Raw genomic sequence first — 12,399 nt, forward strand, 5'->3', positions numbered from 1 at the left:
GCCGATTCGACTAATAACGGTTGGAGAAATTGGCGCTGATGCGCTGGCGCAGGTACTCGGCGCCGGTGATGGGCGGATGCTTTTTCGCCGGGCCTTCGATCAACGCGTCTTCATTCGCCTGCGCGAAGAAGGCCAGGCTGTAGCGCGCACCCTGGTATTCGTGCGGCAGCGGGTTGCGCACGCGGTGGAAGTTGCTGGGCAGCACGTCGTCGCTCCAGCGGGTGAGCATGTCGCCGATGTTGCAGGTGATGACGCCCTCGATCGGGTCCACCGGCGTCCAGGCGCGGCCTTCCATCTCCTTGCCCGGCAGCACCTGCAGCCCGCCCTGGCCGGCGCGCTGAAAGAGCAGCGTGAGGCAGTCGAAATCGGTGTGCGCTCCGGCGCGCCACAGGCCCAGCTCGTCCTTGAGCGCCGGATCGACGGCGAAGTAATGCAGCATGCGCAGCGTGCTCTGGTAGGCGGGCACGGCGGGGTCGTGTGCGCGGGTGAAGAAGTCGGGCGCGAAGCCGAGCTTCCACGCGAAGCACGAGAGCAGCCGCATCGCCACATGCCAGCACTGCGACTCGAACCGCAGCGTGGCCTCCTGGAACCCGGGCAGCTCCTGCTCGGTCGGCCACAGGCCGGCCATGCGCGGGCGCGTGACCTGGTAGGACTCCTTCTGGTCCGGCGTGCGGGTGGACGGGCGGATCTGCGCCTTGTGCTCCCAGCCCGCGTTGCGCGCCAGCGGCCACTGCGCCTTGGTCTCGGCGGGCAGGGCGAAGAAACGCTCCGCCCGCTCGAAGGCGGCGCGGATGTCGTCCAGCGCAATGCCGTGACCGGACACCTGGAAGAAGCCGATCTCCACCGACGCGCTCCAGAGCGCCTCGGCGATCTCTTCCTTGCGCGCCTCGAAGTCGGAGATGTCGATGCAGCGCACCTCGCGCGCTCGCGTTTCCTGGCCCAGGCCGCCCATGCGGGCTTCCTTTTCCAGCTCGGCGATCACGCCCTGGGCGTTGGCGGGTTCATAGACGGGGGTGGGGGCAAGCGTCGGGTCGGTCATGGGGGTGGTCCTCTGGCGATGATGGAAACCCACAAGAACCCGTGGCGCGTGCGGCACGGCGACACGACGTTGGCGGCGCCACGGACTCTTGAAGGGACATGGCAGCAGCCGTGCGCGGGCCGCATCCCCACAAAGGGAGCGGCGGCCCGCGCAGCTGGCTGGCACCGGCTTCAAGAGCAATGACCCGCCGGACCCGGGCCGCGGCGGGTGCCGCCATGCCCAGGAGCCGAACTGAACGCTTCTACTCTTGCCAGGGGCGCATGCAATTCACAGGCCAAGGCGCTTGCACCAAGCCGGCGCAGGCTGGTGGCCACCGGGCCGGCACGCTTCGTGCAACAGCCCCTGCCGAGTAGAAGCGTTCAGCGCGGCCGGCCATCCCACAGCCGGCGGCGCCCGGAAATTGCTCAGTTCGCACCGACAGCGCAGGTGGCATCGCCGCTGCGTGCCGGTTATTCGACTGACCTTTCTCCCCTTGCGAGGAGCCTCCGCCATGCAACGCCGCCACTTCCTCTCCACCGGCCTCTCCACCACCATCGCCGCCGCTGCCACGGGCCTGGGCCTGGCGCCCGCCGTGCACGCCCAGCGCAGCCTGGTGCCGATCAAGTTCACGCTCGACTTCCGGGTGACCAGCCAGACCTCGCCCTTCTTCCTGGCCCTGGCCAAGGGCTACTACAAGGACGAAGGGCTGGACGTCTCCATCGACGTGGGCTCGGGCTCGGTGGCCTCCATCACCCGCGTGGCCAGCGGCGCTTACGACCTGGGGCTGGGCGACCTCAGCGCGCTGGCGGAATTCCACGCGCAGAACCCCGGCACGCCCGTGCAGGCCATCTACCAGTACTACAACCGGGCTCCCTTCGTCATCATCGGGCGGCGCGACCGGGGCATCACCGAGGACTTCATGTCGCTCAAAGGCAAGAAGGTGGCCGCCGCCGCCGTGGAAGCGACCCGCCGCTGCTGGCCCATGGTGGCGCGCTCGCTCAAGGCCGGCCCCGACCTCTTCGAGTGGGTGACCACCGACTTCAGCGCGCGCGACAACGTCATGGTGCGCGGCGACGTCGATGCCGCCACCTACTTCCACGATTCCGCCGTGTCGCTCTTCGCGCGCATTCCGCGCAAGGACCTGGCCGTGCTCGACTATGGCCGCGCCGGCCTGCAGCTCTACGGCAACGCGCTGCTGGCCGGCCGCCTGCTGCAGGACAAGCCCGAGGCGGCCCGCGCCTTCCTGCGTGCCAGCAACCGGGCGCTGCGCGAGACGCTCGCCAACCCCGAGGCCGCCTTCGCCGCCGTCAAGGCCCGCGAGCCCATCCTGAACCTGGACGTGGAACGCGAGCGCTGGGCCATCACACGCCAGTACCTGCTGACGCCCGAGACCGAGGCCAGCGGCCTGGGCGGCGTGCAGCCCGCCGTGCTGGCCCGCCAGGTGGATGAGGTCGCCACCGTCTTCAACCTGCCCGCCCGGCCCGCGCCCGAACGCATCTTCAACGCCGACTTCCTGCCCGCGGCGGCCGACCGCAAGGTGTCCGCATGAACGCGCCCGCAGACTGCACCCTGCCCGCGGAAGTGCCGCTGGGCGATGCCGACGGCCGCTACCTGCGCCAGGCCATCGCCCTGGCCGACACGGCCCGCGCGCGCGGCAACCGGCCGTTCGGCGCCGTCATCGTGGCGGCCGACGGCACGCTGCTGGCCGAAGCCTGGAACGCCAACGGCGAGACCGGCGACTGCACCGCCCATGCCGAGACCTCGGCCATCCGGCTCGCCAGCCCGGCGCACGGGCGCGACACGCTGGCCCAGGCCACGCTGTATTCGTCGGGCGAGCCCTGCGTGATGTGCGCAGGCGCCATCTTCTGGGCCAACATCGGCCGGGTGGTGTACGGCATCGACGCCGAGCGGCTGCGGGCGTTTCGCGGCGAGCGGCAGGACCAGCGCGATGCCGAACTCTCCTGCCGCGACGTCTTCGCCGCCTCGCCCCACGCCATCGAATGCATCGGCCCGGCGCTGATCGACGAGGCCTCGGCCTCGCACGTGGGGGCCTGGAAGGCCTGAGCCCCACCGGCGCTTGCAGCCTGAACAGGCTGCAGCGCCCGTATATCATGCGCATCCCGCTCCTCATTCGATAGCAATCACCGCATGACCTGGCACGCCCGCCTGCAACTGGATTACCGCCGCGAACACGCCCGCACCGTCGCCCGCTTCGAGCACAGCGGGCCGCTGCGCGTGCTGCAGAGCCTCTACCCGGAAGGCGACGCGGTCTGCCACAACGTGCTGGTGCATCCGCCCGGCGGGCTGGTGGGCGGCGACACGCTGGACATCGCCCTCGCCGTTGGCGAAGGGGCGCATGGCCTGGTCACCACGCCCGGGGCCACGCGCTTTTACCGCTCGCTGGGGCCGCTGGCGCTGCAGCGCACGCATGCGGTGCTGCAGGCCGGCGCCCGGCTGGAATGGCTGCCGCTGGAGGCGCTGTGCTTCGACGCCTGCCAGGCCGAGAACCGCCTGACCATGGAGCTGGCGCCGGGGGCCGAACTCATCGGCCTGGACGTGGCGGCCTTCGGCCTGCCCCATGCCGGCAAGCCCTTCACGCAAGGGCAGTTCCAGCAGCACATCGAGGTGCCCGGCCAGTGGCTGGAGCGCGGCCGCGTCGATGCCGCCGATGCGCTGCTGATGGACGGCCCGCTGGGCCTGGCCGGCCACCGCTGCATGGCTTCGCTCTTCTTCGTCACCGGCACCGCGCTCACCCGCGAGCGCCGGGAAGCGGCGCTGGAGAGTGCCCGCGCCGTGCTGGAGGCGGACCCGCTGGCCGCCACCGCCGGCGCCACCTGCCCCAACGACCGCGTGGTGGTGGTGCGCGTGCTGGCGCCGGTGGTGGAGCCGGCCATGGCGCTGCTGCAGCGCGTGTGGGCCGCCTGGCGCATCGCCCTGTGGAAGTTGCCGGCGCAGCGGCCCCGCATCTGGGCGATGTGAACGCCGGCGGCGCGCGGGTCAGGCGGTGGGCGGCTGGCCGCCCGGCGCGCCCGTGGGGCGCCCCGCATCGGGCGCCAGCGGCGACGGGCTGGTCAGGTCGTGGCGGCGCACGGGCAGGAATTCGCCCGCCTCGCGCACGTAGTCCCAGCGCGTCAGCCAGCGCTGGTCGCCGGTGCCCGAGGGCGATGGCAGCCGCTCCAGCGTGATGAGGCTGTTGGGCGCGCTGGCCCGCAGCCGCACCGACACCGCCGTACCGGCCTGCGCCGACCAGAGGCCGGTGATGGGCTCGATCAGCCCGGGCTCGTGCGCGTGGCCCGACAGCAGCAGCTGCGCGCCGGCGGCGCTCCAGCGGGTCAGCGCGCGCTCCGAGCGGTGCGGACGGTGGCTGCGGTCCTGCGGGTGGGCCGCCACCAGCGGATGGTGGCCGACGACGATGCGCCAGGCATCCGGGCGGGCGGCCGACAGCCGCTCGGCCACCGCGTCGATCTGCCGCACCGACAGGCTGCCGCGCTGGTGGCGCCACCAGCGGGTGGTGTTCACGCCCACCACGAGGAAGCCATCGGCGCTGCAGGTGGGCTCCAGCGCGTCGCCCCACCAGCGGGCGTAACGTTCGTAGGCACGGCCGCCCAGCCGTTCCCACCAGGCGTAGAGCGGCAGGTCGTGGTTGCCGGGCAGCACCAGGCAGTGCTCGGTGGGAAGGTTGGAAAGGAAACGGTGCGACTGCTCGAATTCCTCGGCCGTGGCGCGCTGGGTGAGGTCGCCCGACACCACCAGCACCCGCACGCCGAGCCGCGCCGCCAGGCGGGCCACGGCCTCGCACACGGCGGGGTCGTGCGCGCCGAAGTGCAGGTCGGACAGGTGCAGCAGAACGCTCATGCGGGGTGGTGGCCGGGTCAGGCCGGCGCCAGGCCCGCCGCGGGCGCCTCCTCGGCCGCCTGCGCGGCGGGCGCGGGGTCGTCGCTCTTGACGGTGGCCGTGGGGGCCACCAGCCACAGCGGCCGCTCGCCCACCCGGAAGTTGATCGGCGGCGCCATCCACTCGCGCTCGCCGTCGAAGGCCACCTTCACGCGCTGCGGCTTCCAGCTGGCGGGTTCCACCACCATCTCGGTGCAGGCCACGCTGCTGACGGCTTCGTCCTCGCCGAGCTTGCCGCGCACGGCGTTCCACACGGTGCGCGCCATCGACGCATCGCCCGGCTGGGGCTTCAGCATCACCACGGCCAGGCGTTCGCCATCGGCCACGTCGCGCGCCTCTGGAATGCCCACGCGCTGCAGCTGCAGATGGTTGTTGCCCACGAAGAGCGTGGAGACGAGATGCTCCTGCTGCTGCACGGCCGCGCCCTCGTCGGGCCGCACGGACACGCGCCAGCGGCGCGACGCGGTGCCGCGCAGCACGCTCCAGACCGACGAAATGATGGCCACCCAGCGGGTGCGGCCGAAGCGCCTGGAGGCGCGCTCGCGGTCGTCCAGCAGGCGCGGGTACAGGCCCACGCTGGCATTCACCAGGAACATGCGGTCGTTGACGAAGCCCACGCCCACGGGCCGCATGTCGCCGCCCTCCAGCGCCTTCAGCACGTCCTGCACGGCCTCCTGCGGGTCGAGCGACAGCGACTGGTCGCGGGCGAAATAGTTGAAGGTGCCCATGGGCAACACACCCATCGGCACGCCCTCCGCCCAGGCGGCCGTGGCCACGGCGTTGATGGTGCCGTCGCCACCGGCGGCCACCACCAGCCCGGCGTCGGCCTTGGCGGCGCGGGCGGCCTCGTGCGACAGCTGCACGATGTCGGCCCGGGCCTTGGGAACGTGCCACTTCACGGCGCGCTCCTGCAGGTGCGGCACGGCCTCCAGCTTGCCGCGCAGCTGGTCCAGGTCGGCGCCGGGGCGCAGCGGCACCACGATGTGGATCGTGCCGTGGGCATCGGGCCGGGGGGGCAGGTAGGGCTGAGATGGCGTCATGGTGGAACACCCGCGCGGCGGGCTGCCGACAGGGCAGCCTGGACGAGCCGGCGTCGAAACGGTGCGATGGGCCGGATTGTCGGCACCAGCGCGGCCACAGCAGGCCGGAACCCTGCCCCGGGCCGTGTCATCCAATGCCGATAAAAGCCCCCACGGCCGCTCCGCGCGCCGGTGGCGTCACCACAATGGCGCCCTCGCAACGCTTTCACCCCCCGCTCCCCACCCGTTCCGCCGCCATGCCATCGATGCCCCCATCCCCGCCCCGACTCCACGCCCTGCCCAGCCTCTTAGAACGTGTTTACGATCTCCCAGGGGTCGCGCAGCGGTGTGGGCGGGTGGGCTGCAAGGCGCGGTGCGCAGTGGATAGCACGGCTATCCACAAGCGCCGCAACGCCGCAGAGCGCCCGCCCACACCGCTGCCCTTCGGGTTGGAGCGAAATCGGGCGATTGGAGGCTCCGGCTGCTTGCATGGGCACGAGCCCATGCGGCGCATCCGAAGCATCCACTCATCCCGATTGCGCTCCAACGCGATCCCCTGCGAGATCGTAAACACGTTCTTAGCGGCACCAGCAGGAGGCCGGCCATGAGCGGGCTGCACGCCTGGGTCGGCTGGGCCGGCACGCACCCGCTCGCGGTCTGGCTCTGTGGGCTGGTGCTGGCGACCGGCGCGGCAGGCGTGCTGCACGCGGCCCTGGTGCGCGGCGCCGGGCCGCGCCCTGCCTGGCCCGCCCGCCTGCCCCGCCCCTCCGGCCCGGCGGGCCTCGCGGCCGCGATGGTGCTGGCCGCCGCGCTGGTCTGGGCCTGCGCCCACACCCTCGCGCTGATCGCCGACGCCTGGGGCCAGCCCACCACCGCGTGGGCGGTGCTGGACGACGGGCTGGCGGGCACGCTGCGCGCGACGGCCTCCGTCGGCACGCTGACGCTCTTTGCCTGGCTCACGCATTTCGGCGATACCGCCGTGCTGTTCGTGCTGGCCGCCGGCGTGGGCCTGGCCCTGCTGTGGCGCGGCCACCGCATGCTGGCGACGGGCTGGGCCGTGGCGCTGGCCGGCAACGGCCTGCTCACGCGCGCCTTCAAGCACAGCTTCGAGCGGATCCGGCCGGTGCACACGCATGAGATCGCCGTGGCGGACGGCTTCAGCTTCCCGAGCGGCCACAGCAGCTCGTCGCTGGTGGCCTACACCATGCTGGCCTACCTGGCCATCCGGCTATTGCCGCCGCGCTGGCACCTGCCTTCCATGCTGGCGGCGGCGGCCGTCATCGTCACGGTGGGCTGGAGCCGGGTGGTGCTGCAGGTGCACTTCGCCAGCGACGTGCTGGGCGGATGGATCACGGGCGGCGTCTGGGTTACCTGCTGCCTGCTGCTGCTGCAGGGCGCCACGCGCTGGCACCGGCTCCGGTCGGCGGCCATGACGCCGGCCACGGACGGCGCGCTGCGCTGAAAGGCACGCGCCGGCCGGCTCAGCGGGCGGGCGCCTGCTGGCCCGGGGCCGCGACGCGGCCGCGCGTCCGGTCGCTGGCCAGCGACCACGCGAAGATGCCCATGCCCGCCAGGGCCAGCAGCGCGCCCACCCAGCCGGTGGACGTCCAGCCCAGCCCCTGCGCGATCGCCAGGCCGCCCAGCCAGGCGCCGAGCGCGTTGGCCGCGTTGAAGGCCGAATGGTTGAGCGCCGCGGCCAGCGTCTGCGCGTCGTCCGCCACATCCATCAGCCGGATCTGCAGGGCCGGGCCGATGGCGACCACGGTGCCCAGCAAGAAGGTGGCGAGCGCCGCCGTCGCCACGTGGTGCGAGGCGAACACGAAGAACACCAGCACCGCCACCGACCAGGCCAGCAACCGGCCGATGGTGCGCATGAGCGCCCTGTCCGCCATGCGCGAGCCCACCAGGTTGCCCGCCACCATGCCCAGCCCGAACAGCGCCAGCACGAAGGGCACGCCCGACAGGGGCAGGCCGGCCACCTCGGTGAGCGTGGGCTTGATGTAGCTGAATACCGCGAACATGCCGCCGAAGCCGATGGCGCCGATGCCCAGCGTGAGCCAGACCTGCTTGCGCCGCAGCGCGCCCAGCTCGCGCAGCGGGCTGGCGCCCTGGTCTGGCGCGATGGCGGGCACGCCCAGGCGCACCAGCACCACCGCCGCGAGCGCCACCAGCCCCACGAAGACGAAGGCGGCGCGCCAGCCGAATACCTGGCCCAGCGTGGCGGCGATGGGCACGCCCACCAGCGTGGCGCTGGTCAGGCCCAGCATCACCAGGCCCACGGCCCGCGCCCGCTGCCCGGGCGGCGCGAGCGATGCGGCCACCAGCGCAGCGACGCCGAAATACGTGCCGTGGGGCAGCCCCGTCAACAGCCGCATGCCGGCAAGCGACGCATAGCCCGGCGCCAGCGCCGAGGCGAAGTTGCCGAGCGCATACACCGCCATCAGCGCCATGAGCAAGGCGCGGCGGCCCCAGCCGGCCGACAGCACGGCCAGCACCGGCGCGCCCACCACCACGCCCAGCGCGTAGGCGCTGATGACGTGCCCGGCCTCTGGAATGGACACGCCTATGTCGCGCGCCACCTCGGGCAGCAGGCCCATGATGACGAACTCCCCCGTGCCGATGGAAAACCCGCCCACGCCCAGCGCCAGCACGGCGCGCAGCAGCGTGCGGCTGTCCGGCGCGGCAGCGGACGAAGGCGGGGTTTCAGCGGGCAGGGACGGCGTGGACATGGCGGGAGGGGCGGCAAATTGAGGCTGGAGGGTGACTGCGCGGCGCGTGCAACACAGGGTAAACCCTGGAAAACGAAACCATAGCACGGCTCCTTGCGGGGCCCGTGCGGTCGCCGCCGTGCCCTTGCCGGCAGGAAGGGCGTGGCGGTGCGATCATGGCCACCCATTCCACCGCACTTCATCGAGGATCGAGCAGCATGAGCGCACCTACCTGGCACGGCGTGAAGGTCCTGGCCTTCGACATCTTCGGCACCGTGGTGGACTGGCACGGCAGCATCGTGCGCGAGATGCGGTCACTGCACCCCGGCGTGGACGCCGATGCCTTTGCGCTCGCCTGGCGCGCGGGCTACCAGCCGGCCATGCAGCGCGTGCGCAGCGGCGAGCTGGGCTGGACGCGCATTGACGAGCTGCACCGCCTCATCCTGGACGAACTGCTGCCCCGCTTCGGCCTGCAGCACCTGACCGAGGCCGAGCGGCAGCACCTGAACCGGGTGTGGCACCGCCTCGCGCCCTGGCCCGACAGCGTGGCGGGCCTGCGGCGGCTCAAGGCCCGCTACACCCTCACCACGCTCTCCAACGGCAACATCGGGCTGCTCACCCACATGGCCAAGCGCGCCGGCCTGCCCTGGGACTGCATCCTCAGCGCCGAGGTGTTCCGCGCCTACAAGCCCGACCCGGCCACCTACCTGGGCGTGGCGCGAACGTTCGACCTGTCGCCCGGCGAGGTGATGCTGGTGGCCGCGCACCACGACGACCTGGAGGCCGCCCGGGCCTGCGGGCTGCGCACGGCTTATGTGGAACGGCCGCTGGAGTTCGGCGCGGCCCACCCCAAGGACGTGTCGCCGCGCGCGGGCAACGACCTGCACGTGGACAGCCTGCTCGCGCTGGCGCGGCAGCTGGGTGTGCCGGAGGGCGAACCGGACGACGAGACCGACCTGGCTCCCCGCACCTGATCCGGACCGCGCGCGCACGGGCCGCGCACCGGGCGACCTGCCGGGCCGGCCACGCGACGCAGGGCATGCCGCAAGGGCCGGGCAAAACCGCAGCTTTGCGCCGCCGAGGGCCGTTTTTCACCATCGGCTGCCTGGGGCCGCATGGTGCAATGTCCGTCCCTGGAAGCCGCCTTGCACGACGCGGCGCCTGCCCACCCGCCCGACTCCTCCCCATGACCCTCTCCCTCATCGACCGCCTGGCCCGCGACGGCCGCCTGGACCGCATATTTTTGAACGGCGAATGGCTGCCGCCCCAGGGGCGCGCCCGCGCCACCGTCACCGACCCATCCACCGAGGAGGCCGTGGCGGACATCGCCCTGGGCAACGCGCAGGAGGTGGCGGCCGCCGTGGCGGCGGCGCGGCGCGCATTCGCCGACTGGTCCGCCACCGTCCCCGGCACGCGCGCCACGCTGCTGGGCACGCTGCACCGCCTGCTGCTGGAGCGGGCGGAAGACTTCGCCCAGGCCATCTCGCTGGAGATGGGCTCGGCCATCACCGTCGCCCGCCAGGCGCAGGTGCCGATCGCGGCCGAGCACATCCGCGTCGCCTGCGAGCTGGCCGGCAGCTATGCCTTCGTCAGCCAGCGAGAGGGCATGGCCATCGTGCGCGAGCCCATCGGCGTGTGCGGCCTGATCACGCCCTGGAACTGGCCGCTCTACCAGATCACCGCCAAGGTGGGCCCTGCGCTGGCGGCGGGCTGCACGGTGGTGCTCAAACCCAGCGAGCTTTCCCCCTTCAGCGCCCTGCTCTTCGCCGAGGCGATGCACGACGCGGGCTTTCCGCCGGGCGTCTTCAACCTGGTGAACGGCGAAGGCCCCGAGGTGGGCGCCGCGCTCGCCTCGCACCCGGACGTGGACATGGTGTCCATCACCGGCTCCACCCGCGCCGGCGTGCTGGTGGCGCAGGCGGCCGCACCCACCGTCAAGCGGGTGGCGCAGGAGCTGGGCGGCAAGTCGCCCAACGTGATCCTGCCCGACGCCGACCTGGCGGTGGCCGTGCCGGCGGCGGTGGCGGCGGGCATGCGCAACGTGGGCCAGTCGTGCAGCGCGCCGATGCGCATGGTGGTGCCGCGCGCGCGGCTGGCCGAGGTGGAGCGCCTGGCCGCCCAGGCCGTGGCCACCATGGTGGTGGGCGATCCGCGCTCGGAGGCCACCACGCACGGCCCGGTGGCCAACCGGGCGCAGTTCCGCCGCGTGCAGGAGATGATCGGCATCGGCATCGCGGAAGGCGCGCGCCTGGTGTGCGGCGGCCCCGGCCGGCCCGAGGGGCTGGAGCGGGGCTTCTACGCCCGGCCCACCCTGTTTTCCGACGTGCGCTCGTCGATGCAGATCGCGCAGGAAGAGATCTTCGGCCCGGTGATTGCCATCATCCCCTACGACACCGTGGCCGAGGCGGTGGAGATCGCCAACGACACGGTCTACGGCCTGGGCGCCCATGTGCAGGGCCGCGACCTGGCCCAGGCACGTGCGGTGCCCCTGCGCATCCGCTCTGGCCAGGTGCACATCAACAACCCCGCCTGGAGCCCGCACGCCCCGTTCGGCGGCTACAAGCGCTCGGGCAACGGGCGCGAATACGGCGTCGAGGGGCTGCAGGAATACCTCGAGACCAAGGCCGTGCTGGGGTATTGAGCACACCCGCGGCGGCGGGGCGGCGTCCCTGTGGCAATGCCCTCAGGACCGGGCCTTGTGCCGCCACGGCGTGGGCGACAGCGACTGGCGCAGCAGCGCCACGAACGCGGTGGTGCGGGCGCTGCGCGCCGCCCGGGTGCCCAGCAGGGCGATCACGTCCGCGGCCGGCGGCTCCCACGGGGCCAGCAGCCGCTTGAGCCGCCGCTGCGCCAGGTCATCCGCCACGTCCCATTCCGACCGGATGGTCACGCCCTGCCCCGCGACGGCCCAATCGCGCACCACGGCACCGTCGTTGCTGCACAGGGTGGGGTGGATGCGTACCGTGCTGGGCGGGCTGGACGGGTGCGTGAAGCGCCAGAGCGTGACGTCTTCGTCGTTCTCCCGCACGACCAGGCAGCGGTGCCGCGCCAGATCGGCGGGCGAGCGCAGAGGCGGGCCGCCCGCCAGGTAGGCCGGGCTGGCGCAGAGGATGCGCCGGTTGGGCGCCAGCGTGGTCACCACTTCGTCGAGGTGCGGGGGCGGCCCGATGTGCACGACCACGTCGCTGCTCTCCAGCAGGCGCGCGCCCGGGTGGTCCGACAGGTCCAGCGTGACGGTGACGCCGGGGTGCGCACGGGCGAAGCCGTCCACCACAGGCGCGACGTGCAGGCGCCCGAAGCCATGGGGCGCTGCGACCCGCAGGTGCCCGGTGACCGATTTCTTGCGGTCCGACAGCGCCTCCGACAAGGCCTCCAGCGCATCGCTCACCACCGTGCCGTGGGCCAGCACCAGCGCGCCCTCGTCGGTCAGGCTCATGCCGCGCCCGGACCTGTCCACCAGCCGGATGCCGATGCGCTCTTCCAGCGCCCGCAGCCGCTGCGTCACCGCCGGCGGCGTCACGTCGAGCCTGCGGGCGCATTCGGCGAGCGACGCCGACTGCGCCAGCACGCCGAAGAACGCCAGGTCGTCCGAGCCGATCATTAATCTGGTCATTAACAAGCCATGCAGTTTGCATTAATTCTAATCTGCAGCATTCCGGCGCATCATCGGTCTGTGCGGAGGCTGCTGCCCACAGCCCGGCAGGGCCGGCCGGCGCTTCGCCCCCATTGACGGAGAGATACCTTGAACACCCCCCTTGCC

Annotated in this window: 11 protein-coding genes; 6 read left to right on the plus strand and 5 right to left on the minus strand. The window is 72.5% G+C overall.

All coding sequences use genetic code 11. The annotated features are described in order from the left end of the window. Positions 1–10: 10 nt before the first annotated feature. Entirely contained in the window at positions 11–1,039 is a 1,029-nt protein-coding gene (locus tag ABWV53_RS02615) for an isopenicillin N synthase family dioxygenase (protein ID WP_353362604.1), read from the minus strand. Positions 1,040–1,529: 490 nt separating this feature from the next. On the opposite strand from ABWV53_RS02615, the gene ABWV53_RS02620 reads away from it, so the two are divergent. The 3 genes from ABWV53_RS02620 (at position 1,530) to ABWV53_RS02630 (ending at position 3,997) form a co-directional block, all read left to right on the plus strand. Next, on the plus strand, positions 1,530–2,567 hold the full coding sequence (locus tag ABWV53_RS02620) for an ABC transporter substrate-binding protein (protein ID WP_353362606.1): 1,038 nt from the start codon (positions 1,530–1,532) through the stop codon (positions 2,565–2,567). Further along, complete coding sequence (locus tag ABWV53_RS02625; RefSeq protein ID WP_353362608.1) at positions 2,564–3,082, plus strand: nucleoside deaminase; 519 nt, start codon at positions 2,564–2,566, stop codon at positions 3,080–3,082. Before ABWV53_RS02620 ends, ABWV53_RS02625 begins: the two co-directional genes overlap by 4 nt. Positions 3,083–3,166: 84 nt before the next feature. Beyond that, positions 3,167–3,997, plus strand: a complete 831-nt coding sequence (locus ABWV53_RS02630; RefSeq protein ID WP_353362610.1) for an urease accessory protein UreD — start codon at positions 3,167–3,169, stop codon at positions 3,995–3,997. 18 nt (positions 3,998–4,015) lie between these two features. On the opposite strand, the gene ABWV53_RS02635 is transcribed toward ABWV53_RS02630, so the two are convergent. Together ABWV53_RS02635 and ABWV53_RS02640 are read right to left on the minus strand one after the other, a co-directional pair. Next, on the minus strand, positions 4,016–4,873 hold the full coding sequence (locus tag ABWV53_RS02635) for a metallophosphoesterase family protein (protein WP_353362612.1): 858 nt from the start codon (positions 4,871–4,873) through the stop codon (positions 4,016–4,018). A gap of 17 nt (positions 4,874–4,890) precedes the next feature. Beyond that, positions 4,891–5,952 carry a diacylglycerol/lipid kinase family protein gene (locus ABWV53_RS02640; protein WP_353362614.1) on the minus strand — a complete coding sequence of 354 codons (1,062 nt, stop codon included), beginning with the start codon at positions 5,950–5,952 and terminating at the stop codon, positions 4,891–4,893. A 583-nt stretch (positions 5,953–6,535) separates the two neighbouring features. Between ABWV53_RS02640 and ABWV53_RS02645 the strand changes: the two genes are divergently transcribed. Further along, entirely contained in the window at positions 6,536–7,393 is an 858-nt protein-coding gene (locus ABWV53_RS02645; RefSeq protein WP_353362616.1) for a phosphatase PAP2 family protein, read from the plus strand. Positions 7,394–7,412: 19 nt separating this feature from the next. On the opposite strand, the gene ABWV53_RS02650 is transcribed toward ABWV53_RS02645, so the two are convergent. Continuing rightward, positions 7,413–8,660: an MFS transporter gene (locus tag ABWV53_RS02650; protein WP_353362618.1), complete on the minus strand. Its 1,248-nt coding sequence runs from the start codon at positions 8,658–8,660 to the stop codon at positions 7,413–7,415. 197 nt (positions 8,661–8,857) lie between these two features. On the opposite strand from ABWV53_RS02650, the gene ABWV53_RS02655 reads away from it, so the two are divergent. Both ABWV53_RS02655 and ABWV53_RS02660 read left to right on the plus strand, forming a co-directional pair. Beyond that, positions 8,858–9,613: a haloacid dehalogenase type II gene (locus ABWV53_RS02655; protein ID WP_353362620.1), complete on the plus strand. Its 756-nt coding sequence runs from the start codon at positions 8,858–8,860 to the stop codon at positions 9,611–9,613. A gap of 212 nt (positions 9,614–9,825) precedes the next feature. Then, entirely contained in the window at positions 9,826–11,280 is a 1,455-nt protein-coding gene (locus ABWV53_RS02660; RefSeq protein ID WP_353362623.1) for an aldehyde dehydrogenase family protein, read from the plus strand. Between the two features lie 42 nt (positions 11,281–11,322). Here ABWV53_RS02660 and ABWV53_RS02665 read toward each other — a convergent pair whose 3' ends face one another. Further along, positions 11,323–12,252: a LysR family transcriptional regulator gene (locus ABWV53_RS02665; RefSeq protein ID WP_353362625.1), complete on the minus strand. Its 930-nt coding sequence runs from the start codon at positions 12,250–12,252 to the stop codon at positions 11,323–11,325. Between the last annotated feature and the right edge of the window lie 147 nt (positions 12,253–12,399).

Source organism: Acidovorax sp. FG27, from assembly GCF_040365715.1.
Taxonomy (GTDB): Bacteria; Pseudomonadota; Gammaproteobacteria; order Burkholderiales; family Burkholderiaceae_C; genus Paracidovorax.

Bases quoted from the DNA above. Each gene is read 5' to 3' on its own strand.
- ABWV53_RS02630 (WP_353362610.1), top strand. From the start codon at position 3,167: ATGACCTGGCACGCCCGCCTGCAACTGGATTACCGCCGCGAACACGCC.
- ABWV53_RS02650 (WP_353362618.1), bottom strand. From the start codon at position 8,660: ATGTCCACGCCGTCCCTGCCCGCTGAAACCCCGCCTTCGTCCGCTGCC.
- ABWV53_RS02640 (WP_353362614.1), bottom strand. From the start codon at position 5,952: ATGACGCCATCTCAGCCCTACCTGCCCCCCCGGCCCGATGCCCACGGC.
- ABWV53_RS02660 (WP_353362623.1), top strand. From the start codon at position 9,826: ATGACCCTCTCCCTCATCGACCGCCTGGCCCGCGACGGCCGCCTGGAC.
- ABWV53_RS02645 (WP_353362616.1), top strand. From the start codon at position 6,536: ATGAGCGGGCTGCACGCCTGGGTCGGCTGGGCCGGCACGCACCCGCTC.
- ABWV53_RS02655 (WP_353362620.1), top strand. From the start codon at position 8,858: ATGAGCGCACCTACCTGGCACGGCGTGAAGGTCCTGGCCTTCGACATC.
- ABWV53_RS02615 (WP_353362604.1), bottom strand. From the start codon at position 1,039: ATGACCGACCCGACGCTTGCCCCCACCCCCGTCTATGAACCCGCCAAC.
- ABWV53_RS02635 (WP_353362612.1), bottom strand. From the start codon at position 4,873: ATGAGCGTTCTGCTGCACCTGTCCGACCTGCACTTCGGCGCGCACGAC.
- ABWV53_RS02625 (WP_353362608.1), top strand. From the start codon at position 2,564: ATGAACGCGCCCGCAGACTGCACCCTGCCCGCGGAAGTGCCGCTGGGC.
- ABWV53_RS02620 (WP_353362606.1), top strand. From the start codon at position 1,530: ATGCAACGCCGCCACTTCCTCTCCACCGGCCTCTCCACCACCATCGCC.
- ABWV53_RS02665 (WP_353362625.1), bottom strand. From the start codon at position 12,252: ATGACCAGATTAATGATCGGCTCGGACGACCTGGCGTTCTTCGGCGTG.